This is a genomic window from Candidatus Methylomirabilis limnetica (assembly GCF_003044035.1).
Classification (GTDB): Bacteria; Methylomirabilota; Methylomirabilia; order Methylomirabilales; family Methylomirabilaceae; genus Methylomirabilis; species Methylomirabilis limnetica.
Window position 1 is genome coordinate 1 of sequence record NZ_NVQC01000008.1, and the last position, 12,948, is coordinate 12,948.

Sequence of the window (12,948 nt, forward strand, 5' to 3'; positions counted from 1 at the left end):
AACCCCGACGAGCTTTCAGAAACTGAGATCGAGGCCTTGTGGGCCGAGGAAGCAGAGCACCGTTTGGATGAATTGGAACAGGGATTGGTGACCGAGAGCCGGGCCGAGGACGTGCTTCGCCGAGCGCGGGCCGCTCAACGCAACGTTAGGGGTATCAACACAATGCGATTGCTGACCCGGTTGGGGGCACGTATTAAAAATAGGGACAGACACTATTATCGTAACAATTCGTGGTGTTCGCGGTTATGATCGTGCCTGCCACGGATTACCCTAATCGTTGCACCCAGCCACCCGTATCCTGTGAGGCAACGAGGGAATGATCGTCAGGCGATCTTTCGGAACGACAGCGATTCGAAGGCACACGATGACAGAGCAGCTACTGGAAGAGACGGGTTCATCTGGGAGGTGCTTGAGGCCAGCGAGCCTGTTGCGGAGGTAGTCCTTCAGCTTCAGCTTCATCGGGACAGGGTCATTCGTAGGATCAAGGCTCGGATGCTCTCAGCGCCCGCCGATCCATCTTTCCTGCCCAACCATCGCCAGTCCCTGCTTTTCGATGTCAAATACCCATTGACAAGCAAAAATGCCTTCCTATCCTTTCAGCCATCGAAAGCAATGCCTTATCATCACCATAAAGACGCCGAAGCAATAGCCGGCTCCCCTCACCTTGTAAGTGTAGATTACACCCCCGTAATGTGGACTCCCAAGAAGGCGGATGAGTAGTGGTGATCTAGGTGCGCAAGCGCGGCATTTCCGAAGGACGTTTGCGACAATACGGCCCGAAGAGTGTGTTTGCGGTTCGCTACCCTTTGCCAACTCGTCTTGGAGTTTCCTGAACCTTCAGGACATTCTGCCCACGCTAACCTGCACGAGTCTCGGAACTCGTGGCAGTTTTCAATCGGGACAGGTGGCCGTTTTGCGATCGGAATGGGTGGCAACTTTGGAAAATAGTGGAAAATAGGGACAGACACTAGTATCGCAACAATTCATGGTGTTAGCGGTCATGATCGTGCCTGCCACGAATTACGCAAACCGTTGCATCCGGCCACCCGTATCATGTGGGGCAACAAGGGAATGATCGCCAAGCGGTCGCTCGGAACGACAGAGCTTCGAATGCGCACGATGACAGAGCGGTCACTGCGAAGAGACGGGTTCATCTGGGATGTTGCGCAGGACACTGGACGAGTACTACACGTGTGGCAGAGGGGAAGATCAAGCAAGGATTTCAATAAAGAGTGTCTGTCCCTATATCACGAAGGCCCGAACGGGTGAAAGGGTCAGTAAACCCTGTGCCCAGTGTGCAGAAAGCTGGCGGAAGCGTAGCTGCTCGAAAGAGCGATGTGCAGGGTGGATAGAGGAGTCCGAACACCCGGTCGGCAGTCTTGCCGAAGTAATCAACCGAACCGCCGTATACGTGGTCCATATGTCCGGTGGTGTGGAGGGGAGAGGCCGTGAGGCCTCCCCCTATCCCGATTATGTGTCAGCCGAATGAAGTTGTTCGCGCAACACCTGCCGCCAAATCTTCGGGAGCACTGACCGAGATTCAGCAGATGCAGTTGGAGTGTTGGACGATGTTCCGGGATCGACTGCTGGAAAAGAAGGTTCTTCTATTGGTGCAGACTCCCGGACCGCAATACTGGCTTGAGATAGCGCTCGGTCGATCGAATATATTTCTTTCGAATATTCTTGATACCTATGCTGGTCGGATCGGGATCCGGATATACAGAGGCAATCGAATCGCGGAGGCAGCACTCGCTCAGTTGGAGAAAGATAAAGATGCCATCGAAAAGGAAATCGGTGAGAAACTGTCCTGGAATCCGACTCCGGAAAAGCGCGACAAAATAATCGGCCTGTTCAGGAACGCGGATGTATCGAATCGAGATGCATGGCCAGAGTACTGTGACTGGCTGGTGGATTGTGTTGGGGAATTCCATCAGGCGTGTGTGTGGCGAATCAAAGCCCTCACGTGAGATGAAGGTGCGGCAACTCATGAATAGATTCCGGGATCTGTAGGGCATGCGGTTTCTTCATTGTGCGGATATCCACCTCGACAGTCCTCTACGTGGTCTGGAGCGCTATGAGGGTGCGCCCGTGGAGGAGGTAAGGGGCGCGACCCGGCGCGCGTTCGAGAATATGGTTCAATGCGCTCTCCGGGAGCGGGTTGATTTCGTTGTCATCGCCGGAGATCTCTACGACGGAGATTGGCCGGACTTTAATACAGGACTTTTCTTTGCGAAGGGAATGGCGCAGCTCGGGGAGTCGGGCATCGCTGTCTATGTGGTCCGAGGAAACCACGATGCGGCGAACAAGCTGACGCGATCGCTTCCGCTACCCAAGAATGTCTACTTGTTCCCGGACAAGGATCCCAAGACACTGACCGACGACAACCTCGGCTTGGCGGTCCACGGGCAAAGTTTCACGACGGCAGCCGTTCTGGACGATCTTGCTGTCGATTACCCTAAAGCGGTACCGGGGTGTTTCAACCTCGGGGTGCTACACACATCGCTGAACGGTAGGCCAAGTCATGACAACTACGCGCCGACCACGGAGTCGATTCTCAAGTCCAAGGGCTACGATTACTGGGCATTGGGGCACGTCCATGCAAGGGAAATCGTGTCTAAGGATCCGTGGGTGGTGTATCCCGGCAACCCTCAGGGCCGGCATATTAGAGAGCAGGGTGCGAAGGGCTGCGAACTGGTGACCGTGGAGGAGGGAAGCATCGCCACAGAGGCGATTGAGCTGGATGTCTTGCGCTGGACTGAGCTCGTGGTCGACGTCGCGGGACTACCGGATCTCGATGCGCTGCTGGATCGAGCCGCGGCCGGCGTGAGAACTGAACTGGCACACGCTGATGGGCGAATCTTGGGCCTTCGGTTCCGGTTGCAAGGGGTAGGTCCCGTGCATCGCGCAGTGTCCGCACAACCGGACGTAGTTGCCGAGCAGTTGCGCGCCGTCGCGCTCGAGGTCTCTGGGGGTAATGCCTGGCTGGAGAAAGTCGACATCCGTGTGCGACCGGTCGTCGATTTCGATCAGCTCGCGATCGGCGACGATCCCGTTGGGCTGCTGGTCCGGGAACTAAGATCTCTCGCCCGGAATCAGGACGTATTGGCCTCGCTAGCCACTGAGGCGTTGAAGGAGTTGAGGCAGAAGCTCCCGGCTGAGTTGGTTCAGGATGAGGCCTTGCGGCTCGATGCGCCGGAGGTACTACAAGATCTACTGGGCGAGGCTGAGGCTGAATTGCTGGCCCGTCTGGCTGGCGAAAACGGTGCGCCATGAAGTTCACGCGCATTTACCTGAAGGCATTCGGACCTTTCCGCGACCGCGTGATCGAACTGCCGAATCATACCGGCAAGAATTTTCATGTCGTCTTCGGGCCAAACGAAGCCGGCAAGTCCACGACGCTGCGGGCGGTGACCGGGTTCCTGTTTGGCATTCCCGAACGGACCGGCGACGCTTTTCTCCATGACTACACCGCGCTGCGAGTGGGCGCGACCCTGCTCATGCCCGACGGCAGCCGCCTATCGGCGATGCGCCGCAAAGCCCGCAAGAGCACTCTGTTTGCCATCGACGAAGAATCCGGCGCCGAGACGACGGACCGGCCGCTGCCTGAGGGGGCGATTGCGGGGCTCCTCGGTGGGCTCGACCAGGCGCTCTACCAGACCCTTTTCGGGCTGGATCTGAATGGTCTCGTTATCGGCAGCGACGAATTGTTGCGCGGTGAAGGTGACGTGGGCCGGAGCCTGTTCCAGGCCGCTGCAGGCCTGGCCAGTCTGCGCACCCTGATGGCAGGTCTGGAGAATGAAGCCGCAGGCGCCTTCAAGCCCCGTGGTTCGACGGGCAGGCTCAACCGTGCGCTGAACGAGTTCGATGAACAGAAGCGCGCCCTGAAAGATGCGACGATTCGCTCCTATGCGTGGGAGAACATTGAACGGAAATACCGCCACGCGGACGCCACACACGCGCAGATGCGCGAGGCTTTGAAGAACACGCGTACTGAACGCCAACGCCTGGAACGCGTCCGGGCCAACTTACCTCTGGTTGCCGAGCGCATGGCAAAGCAAGCGGAGTTGGCGACACTCTCCAGCGTTCCACGTCTCGCACTGGACGCGGCGCAGCGCCGTGTCACCGCCCAGGAACGCCTGCGCGGTGCAGAGGAAACCAGGGCCGCAGCAGAGACACTACTCACACAGTTGAAGGCTGAGCTGGAAGGTCTGATCGTCCGTCGCACAGTGCTGGAGCGCGCGAGCGCCATTGAACAGGCGTTTCATGGGCTGGGCGCGTATCGCGTGGCGCACGACACGCTCCCGCGCCTCACTGCCGAGCGCGGTGCGCACACGGACAGGATGATCCAGCTGCTTCAGGAAATCGAGCCGGCCTCTGCGGTGGACCAGGCAGCGGCGCTGTTGCCTCAGGAAACCTTCGTCGCCCGCGTGCAATCACTCGTCGAAGAGCACGCGCGTCTCACCGAACGCGACGAACAGCTCGACGCGCAGGTCCGCGCGAAGGAGGCCACCATCGAGCGCCTCGGCGAGCGTATGACGTCACTTCCAGAGCCCGCACCGGTGGACGAACTAGAGGCGTCTCTAGTCGGCGTGGCTAATGTGGCCGATCTGGACATCAGGAAGCGCAAGCTCGCTCGCGATATCGCCGAGCTGGAAGCCAAGCTGCAACGTGACACGACGGCGTTGTGGGGCGGCAGCGTGTCCGATCTTATTGGACTGGCTGTGCCGCTGCCCGAGACGGCCACGGCTTTCGAGGGGGAATTCGCCTCCCTCGCCCAGGATGAGCACCTTGTGGAAGAAAGAGTGGCTGCGCTCATCCGTGATCTCGAAGAGCGTCGCCGTGAACTCAAGGTGCTGGCCGCCACGGGCGAGGTCGTCACACAGGCCGAAGTCGTTGTGGCGCGTGGCGAGCGGGACGAACGATGGTCGCAGATGCGCCGCACGTACATCGAGCGGACCATAGAAGCGGCCGAACGTCCGACTGGCCATCAGACCCTGCAATCAGTCGCACGCACATTCGAGGAAGCGATCAAGGAAGCGGACCGCCTGGCAGATCTGTTGCACGCCGATACCCAGAGAGCAACGAACTTGGAGGCGACGCGCCAGCGCATCACCGACATGCGGTCCGAAATGCAGCGCAACGAGGGGCAGCGTGAGATCCTTGCCGGCCGGCGACAGGAGTTGCAGCGCCGCTGGGAGGCGCTCATCGCGCCCCTGCGTCGTTCGGAACTGCCCCCTGCGGCCCTACGCGAGTGGCTGTCGCGCCACCAACGCCTGGTGGATAAACAGGGCGACCTGGACAGGTTATGCCTCGAGCGGGATGCAGTCGCTGCCGACCTCTCACAAGCGAGGGCCGCTCTGGACAGGGCGCTTGTGGCCTGCGGACTTGTTGGCTGCACGGTAGAAGAGCCCGTAGCGGGTGCCCTTGCACGTGCCAATCAGGCCATGAATACCGCCAGGAGCGCGAGGGAGGAACGAACCTCCGTGGCCGCTCTCATTCACGCGGGGAAGGCGGAGCTGCGGGACCTGCAGAATCAGCGGCAGCAAGCAGCGGTGAGGATTGCCGAATGGGGGCAGGACTGGCGCGCGGCAGCGGAACGACTGAGGCTCGCGGCGAATGCTCTCCCGTCCGAGGCAAAGACCAGACTTGATCAGTTCTCCCGTTTGGCGACGACCCTTAGCGAACGAGTCAAGCTCGACAAGGAAATCAGCAGCCATCACGCAGTCCTCAATGCCTTTACGGCCAGCGTCACTGAGATTGGACAGGCGGTTGAGCAATCTTCAGACGGCCATGACCCGGATGCCCTTGCCGTACGCCTCTACGCCGATCTGCGCGACACTCGCACGACGGAGACGAAGCGACAGCAAGTGGCAAACGACATCGACCGCGAAACCCGGACGCTTGCCCAGGCCGAGACCGCCGCGCAGCACGCGAGGAAGCAGCTGGACGAGCTCGTTCAGCAAGCGGGATGCATGGTGGCGGACGAGTTGCCCGACATCGAAGCAAAGGCAACACGAAAGCAGATCTTACAGCAGCGACTGCTAGAAATCGATGAGCAGCTCGTCCAACAGAATGCCCGCCTCATTGACGACGTAGTGCGTGAAGCGGATGGGTTCAGCCTCGACGGCCTCGTGCAGCAGATCGCGGACTTGGCAACGCAGACGGAAGAATTAGAGCTGCAGGTTGATGCTTCCCAGGGCGCGCTATTCGGTGCCAAGCAGCAACTGGACGCGATCGATGGTAGCCCCGCCGCCGCCGAAGCTCAGCAGGCCTTATCGGCGATCTCGGCACGAATTGCAAAGGAAGCTCGCTCCTACGCGCGGGTTCGGCTGGCGGGAGCTGTGCTGAGTCGAGTGGTCCAAGTCTACCGCGAGCAGCATCAAGGGCCGCTACTTCAGCGGGCTGGAGAGGTCTTCGCCAGGATTACCTTGGGAAGCGTTTCGGGGCTGACGGTCGATTATGAAGGTGACAACCAAGTCCTGCTCGGTGTTCGACCGGACGGCGCCCGTGTTTCGGTAGCAGGTATGAGCCAAGGGACGCGCGACCAGCTGTTTCTTTCGCTGAGGCTCGCGGCGATCGAGCAGCACATAGATGGACGCGGCCCGATGCCCGTCATTGTTGACGATCTACTCGTGCAGTTTGATGATGATCGCGCGGTTGCAACCCTAAAAGTGCTCAGCGAACTGAGCAAGAAGACCCAGGTCCTGTTTTTCACGCATCACAGGCATTTGGTTGAGCTTGCGCGATCCCCAGATCTGGCCTTGGCTATCTTGGTTCATAACCTATAGCGAGCGCAATAATGCGTATTGCGTTCATTTTCGTTGAGGGTCGATACCCCGCGGCTTGCCGCGAGTTCGTCATACCGGCGGAAGCCGGTATCCAGCGGGCCCGACTGGATTCCCCCGTATCAAGTACGGGGCAGGCCCCGTATCAAGTACGGGGCAGGCCCCGTATCAAGTACGGGGCAGGCCCCGTATCAAGTACGGGGCAGGCTCGTCAAGCACGGAATGACGGGCCAGAACAGAAGACGATACCCCGCGGCTTGCCGCGGGGAGGCTTCATTGAGATCGAGACACTTGAGGGAATCAAAGTTCTTCAATGGGTGCCATCGTCAGCAGTCAACTGCCTTATCGGTCCCGGTGATTCAACCAAAACGACAGTGCTCGACGCCGTCGAACTATGCCTGAATCCCAGGTCCTACATCTCTCCCGCACCCGGCAGGCCGGGTCGTGCCTCCTGCCGGTACTTCGGCTCCCAGCTCGCCAAGACCTTGCGGATCGTTTTGCGCGTATGGCCGTCTCCCGCGCGATCCGACGAATACTCTTCGTGTACACCCGAGCAGCCGTCCTGATGAGCTCGTACTACTCCTTCCCTCACACTCCTCTCCCTCCCTGTCTCCTGTGTGATCTGGCTCGAACACACGAGAAACAGCGATCGTATCAGGGTGGGTTCCTTTTGCTCGATCATTCCCGCTTGAGGTGGGTCCCTTTTACGTTAGCGAAATCATATGCTATAGTGAATTTCGACCTGCATGACACTAATCTAGGGATTTTCGACTAGGGAAAAGGATTCTCGACCGATGAAGCTTAACCCGGCTCCTATCACGGTCTTCCAGGAAAAGACCGTCCCTAACGGCACCAGACTGGCCGGCTGGGCGGCGCTCGTCCGTGCGCTTGCTATTCCGGGGCCGGTCCGGCGGCCGAGTTGCGTATCGGAGCAGCACGTTCGTGGCAGCCATCGGGAAGAGGGAGTCTGGGCCATTTTTGATAAACGCTACTGGCCGGGCGATACCTTTGCCGATCACCTGAGTTTTGCGCTCCGCCATGAAGACATTGATCTCCTGATCCTCAAGCGGATCTTCGAGGTGGTGCCGCAGGCGGAGATCGAGGCCATTGTCCGTACCACGCCGACCGGCATTCCGGCGCGTCGCGCGTGGTATCTCTACGAAACCCTGACCGGCCGAACTCTTAACGTGGAAGATGCGCCGAGCGCCACGGCCATCGATCTTCTTGACCCCAAGGCGTACTTCACGGGCAAGCCGCGTCTCTCGAAGCGGCACCGCGTGCGCGACAATCTCCTGGGTACCGGTCGATTCTGCCCCATCATCCGGCGTACCAAAGCGCTCACGGAATTCCTGACACTCGACCTTGCCGCCAGGGCAAGGGAAATCGTGGGGCGTACCGGCGCCCACCTGGTTGCGCGTGCCGCCAGTTTCATGCTGCTCGCCGACAGCCGGGCCAGCTTCGAGATTGAGGGCGAGCGCCCGCCGCGCAACCGGCTGGAGCGATGGGGGAGGGCGGTCCTGCAAGCCGGAAAGAACTGCCTCACGCTCGATGAAATCATCCGTCTTCAGCGCGTCATTATCGAGGACACGCGATTCGTACGCGCCGGTCTGCGTCCCGACGGCGTCTTTTTAGGCGGACGGGACCACGACGGCGACCCGCTCCCGGAATTCATCGGCGCAAGGCCTGATGATCTGGACAATCTCATGGGCAGCTTGCTGGAGGCGAACGACCGCATGCGCGATGACGGCATTGACCCGGTGCTGAAGGCGACGGCCACCGCATTCGGCTTCGTCTATGTCCATCCGTTCCAGGACTGCAACGGGCGTCTGCATCGCTGCCTGATCCATCACGTCCTCTCCGAGCGGAGATTTACGCCGCCGGGGATGGTATTCCCGGTTTCCTCCGTGATGCTGGACCGCATCGATGATTACCGCGCAACGCTGCAGGCCCATTCCGGACCGTTGATGCCTTTCATCGAGTGGCGGTCCACACCCGAGCGCAACGTCGAGGTCCTCAATCAGACCGCCGACCTCTACCGTTATTTCGATTGCACGGAAGAGGCGGAGTTTCTGTATGCATGCGTTGCACGCACCGTCGAGCACGATCTGCCGCGCGAGATCGACTATCTGCGCCGTCACGACGAAGCGACCCGCCGGATCATGGACGCGGTCGAAATGCCGGACCGAGTTGCTGAAAACCTAGCACTGTTCATCAGACAGAACAATGGTACTCTGTCCAGGAAGCGCCGCGAGGGCGACTTCAAGAAGCTGCGCGAAGAGGAAGTGGCTTTCATCGAAGGCATCGTCCACGAGACCTTCGAGGGCTTCGATCAGGGTTCCGGCCGTCATGGCATCGGAGCTGACACGAAGTCGTAGGGACCAACCTCATGGACGTATTGACTCTTAACGAGGACGAGGAAAAAGAGCGCTGCCGGTCGCACAGGCTCTACTGGAAAGAGGCGGTTCGGTGCGAAGAGGCCAAGGCTTATCTCGCCGGCTGTGTGATGCTGGGGTCTGCACTGGAGACGCTGTTGGTCTTGATGGTGAACGTCTTTCCAGAAGAAGCGGCAGCCACCGGTCGGCTCCCCAAGAAGGACGGCACAGATCAACGCAGAAAAGCGGTTTGAGATGCTGAGGGACTTCAAGGAAGCCGCCGTCCTGGACTGGGAGACGGGCCTCGTCTGGGAGCAGTCGCCGGAGAACTCCAAGAGCAACCCCACCTTTGTCCAAAACTGGCACAACGCGCAAGCGAGTTGCAACTTTAGGACGGTGGGTGGGCGGAAGGGGTGGCGGCTGCCCACGATCCAGGAACTGGCGAGCCTCGTGGACCCGACACAATCCAGTCCTGCGCTTCCCAGAGGCCACCCATTCAGCAATGTGCATTCGTCCCCTTACTGGTCGGCGACTACCAACACTATCGATTCCAGCTTCGCGTGGGACTTGGACCTCGACTCTGGCAACGTGTTCAACCTCGGTAAGACGGCCGTGATCCACGTCTGGTGTGTGCGCGGGGGCCAGGGGTCGATCCTCAGTGATTCGGTGATTTGAGGCATTTGATGATTTCGGCTGTGGTCCACCCCTCATCCCTTCCATTGCTCGACGGAGTTCGTCGAAGTCTCCCCTCTGAGGGGAGAGGGTGTCGCCCTGAGGGCTCAGCCCGAAGGGTGAAGTTGAGGGGCGAACGATTACAGATGCCCCGGTACGAGCATCTCCCGATCTACAAGAAGGCGATGGACCTGACGCCAATCCTCTAGGCTCACGCCACCTGAGCCCCGTAGGTATGAGAGACCTCATTTCGAGTTGGGCTCCCAGCTCTGAAGTGCAGATTACACCCCCGTAATGTGGGCTCCCAGGAGGGCGGAGAAGTAATGGTGATCTAGGTGCGCAAGCGCGGCATTTCCGAAGGACGTTTGCGACAATACAGTTCGAAGAGTGTGTTTGCGGTTCGCTACCATTTGCCCAACTCGTCTTGGAGTTTCCTGAACCTCCAGGACATTATGCTCACGCTAACCTGCACGACTATCGAAACGCCTGGCCGAGTTCAATCGGAATGGGTGGCGGATTCGATCATAATACGCAGAATACACCTGGGATGAATACATACAGTCATAACACATTGTGAAACAAAGGCATGCAGGGGAGGTCTGTCTGAATTGTGCTCAACAATGCCCTCTTGCCGGGTGACGCGACCAAAAGATGAGCTGATTTCTCAAAAGAGCGGCCGTCGACCGATCTTCTCTCCCCAACCCCATCGCCAGCCCCTGTTTTGCGCTGCACAATATTCATTGACAATCAAAAACAGCCTTCCTACACTTCTGACTACCGAAAGCAATGCCTTATCCAAAAAAATCAAACTCACCCGGATAACAAAGATCTGTGGTGGAAACGCTGAAACGCTCTTCTAGGGGAGACTTCACAATGAACGACTCTAAGCATCAAGCGGGCGGAGGCTCCAACAAAGAATTACCCGGTTCTGAAACCGAGACCGGGAAGCTCAGCAGAAGAAACTTTCTAAAGGGCGCCGCAACGGTAGCGACCGTAGTCGCGGCAGTTCCCCTTCAACCTTTGCTCGGCGAAAGAGGGCCAGTCGCCGAGGCGTCGGTTGTAGACTATGAGTCTTCGCAACGCGCGAATGACAGCTTCAATTACCGCAAAAGCACGGCCCAGGCCGAGAAGATCAACGTTCCGGTTCAACCAGACAATGGCGATGCGTCGAGATTCACAGACTTCAGCGGCAGCTATAGCAAAGCCCTGTTACACGACGGCCTCGGCGTACCGATTGCTGTTGCCTTCCGAAGCCTGACCCATGCCCTACAGACTGGAGAGTTCGAAGACTTCGAAAACATCATTGTTGGGAACCCCGGCGGGGGACCCAACTCGAAGGAGAATGGCCCACAGGTTGCGCTTGCATTTGACCTGGAAGGCCTCGACTCACATTGTACGGTCATCCCGCCGGCGCCGAGTGTTGCCAGCGCGCAGACGGCGGCCGAGCAGGTCGAGCACTACTGGGCGGCTCTGCTGAATGACGTGCCGTTCACCCAATACTCCACAAATTCGCTGGTCGCTCAAGCTGTGAACGACATGAACAATCTGTCATTCGTCAGCAGTGCCGCGAATAATCAGTTCCCGTTCCCCGTCACACCACAGAATCTGTTCCGCGGGCAGTTCGTTCCTGGCGACGGTAATGTCCTGGGCCCGTACGTCTCGCAGTTCATGCTCCAGCCGACCTTCTTCGGCGCTCAGCCCCTCAGTCAGCAGTACCAAACGTTCCTTCCGGTGGGGGGCGGTGGGAGCGAGTTCATGACCACGGTTGGCGAGTACCAACTGGTCCAAAACGGCGGAGACTCGGGACGCCAACTGGCCTTTGACAGTAGATTCCGGTACCTCCGGAATGGCCGAGACCTCGCCGCATATACCCATGTGGACGTGCTCTACCAAGCATACTTCGTCGCCTTCCTCGTAATGGCTGGGCTAAACACACCACCGAACCCTGGTAACCCCTATATCGGCTCAACGACGGAAAAGGCCTTCGCCACCTTGGGAGGGCCAGACGCTGCGGGGACGCTCGCTGAAATGGCCACGCGAGCACTCAAAGCTGCCTGGTTCCACAAGTGGATCAAGGATCTGCGGCTGCGGCCGGAGGAGTATGGGGCGCTGGTGCATGCGAGACTTACTAACTCTAGCCCATCTCCCCAAGCGGCGGCGGCGCTGCACGGGGACGTCCTGAACTCAGCGGCGCTTCCCATCATTCAATCGACCTACGGCAGCTACTTGCTACCACAGGCATTTCCAGAGGGTTCGCCGACCCATCCCTGTTACCCGACGGGCCACGGAACGGTCGGCGGTGCGTGCGTCACGGTGCTCAAATTCTTCTTTGACTGCAATCAGAAGCTCCGTCCGTTGCTCGCCAACGCCGGCCGGGACTTGGTCGTGCCACGTACAAATGGTCTCTTGCTCAATACTTACGCTGGTGCGGACGGAAACAATTTGGATATCAACGGAGAACTGAACAAGCTGGCGTACAACATCTCGTTTGGTCACGGGATCCACGCCGGCATCCACTTCCGCAGTTCGACCTACTGGTCGATGCTGCTGGGCGAGCAGGTTGCACTCAGTATCCTGCAGGATCGGGCCAGGTCCTATAACGAGCCATTCACTGTCAACATAACGAAATTCGACGGAACGACGGCAACCATCACCAACCAATAACGACAGCGCGGAGGGCGGCCCGGGCAAACGGGACGCCCTCCATTCAGTTGAGACCAGTAATACTTCGGATAAATTCGTGTGGGATTCGTAGATCGTTCCTGTCTTGCTGCCTCCCCTTTACTGTTTAGATTGATCGAATTCGGCAATGACTGGCGCGTGATCTAAAGGACGTTCCCAAGTGCTAGGTTGGTGGTGCTCTCGCAGGAACCGCGCCTGCCACCGAGTGGAGTGTAGATTACACCCCCGTAATGTGGACTCCCAAGAAGGCGGATGAGTAGTGGTGATCTAGGTGCGCAAGCGCGGCATTTCCGAAGGACGTTTGCGACAATACGGCCCGAAGAGTGTGTTTGCGGTTCGCTACCCTTTGCCAACTCGTCTTGGAGTTTCCTGAACCTTCAGGACATTCTGCCCACGCTAACCTGCACGAGTCTCGGAACTCGTGGCAGTTTTCAATC

The 12,948-nt window shown here is 58.9% G+C and carries 8 protein-coding genes and 1 pseudogene; 8 read left to right on the forward strand and 1 reads right to left on the reverse strand.

Annotated features, from left to right (window positions below; genetic code table 11):
* The 4 genes and pseudogenes from CLG94_RS13465 to CLG94_RS00615 all read left to right on the forward strand — a co-directional run.
* Positions 1 to 249, forward strand: a pseudogene (locus tag CLG94_RS13465) (hypothetical protein); the annotation flags it as partial.
* A 1,199-nt stretch (positions 250 to 1,448) separates the two neighbouring features.
* Positions 1,449 to 1,967, forward strand: a complete 519-nt coding sequence (locus CLG94_RS00605) for a DUF4268 domain-containing protein (RefSeq protein WP_133174586.1) — start codon at positions 1,449 to 1,451, stop codon at positions 1,965 to 1,967.
* 46 nt (positions 1,968 to 2,013) lie between these two features.
* On the forward strand, positions 2,014 to 3,273 hold the full coding sequence (locus tag CLG94_RS00610; RefSeq protein ID WP_107560969.1) for a metallophosphoesterase family protein: 1,260 nt from the start codon (positions 2,014 to 2,016) through the stop codon (positions 3,271 to 3,273).
* Positions 3,270 to 6,788 (forward strand): YhaN family protein, encoded by a 3,519-nt coding sequence (locus CLG94_RS00615; protein ID WP_107560970.1) that lies wholly within the window; start codon positions 3,270 to 3,272, stop codon positions 6,786 to 6,788. The genes CLG94_RS00610 and CLG94_RS00615 overlap by 4 nt, the downstream gene beginning before the upstream one ends.
* Positions 6,789 to 7,197: 409 nt before the next feature.
* Here the strand turns inward: CLG94_RS00615 and CLG94_RS13170 are convergent, their stop codons facing one another.
* Positions 7,198 to 7,377, reverse strand: a complete 180-nt coding sequence (locus tag CLG94_RS13170; RefSeq protein ID WP_161953942.1) for a hypothetical protein — start codon at positions 7,375 to 7,377, stop codon at positions 7,198 to 7,200.
* A gap of 202 nt (positions 7,378 to 7,579) precedes the next feature.
* Here CLG94_RS13170 and CLG94_RS00625 point away from each other — a divergent pair, with 202 nt between their 5' ends.
* From CLG94_RS00625 to CLG94_RS00640, 4 genes are all read left to right on the forward strand, one after another.
* Positions 7,580 to 9,160 (forward strand): Fic family protein, encoded by a 1,581-nt coding sequence (locus tag CLG94_RS00625; RefSeq protein WP_107560972.1) that lies wholly within the window; start codon positions 7,580 to 7,582, stop codon positions 9,158 to 9,160.
* Between the two features lie 11 nt (positions 9,161 to 9,171).
* On the forward strand, positions 9,172 to 9,411 hold the full coding sequence (locus tag CLG94_RS00630) for a hypothetical protein (RefSeq protein ID WP_107560973.1): 240 nt from the start codon (positions 9,172 to 9,174) through the stop codon (positions 9,409 to 9,411).
* A 1-nt stretch (position 9,412) separates the two neighbouring features.
* Positions 9,413 to 9,832: an Lcl C-terminal domain-containing protein gene (locus CLG94_RS00635; protein ID WP_107560974.1), complete on the forward strand. Its 420-nt coding sequence runs from the start codon at positions 9,413 to 9,415 to the stop codon at positions 9,830 to 9,832.
* Between the two features lie 870 nt (positions 9,833 to 10,702).
* Positions 10,703 to 12,493, forward strand: coding sequence for a vanadium-dependent haloperoxidase (locus tag CLG94_RS00640; RefSeq protein WP_107560975.1), 1,791 nt, complete (start codon positions 10,703 to 10,705; stop codon positions 12,491 to 12,493).
* The last annotated feature ends 455 nt before the right edge of the window (positions 12,494 to 12,948 follow it).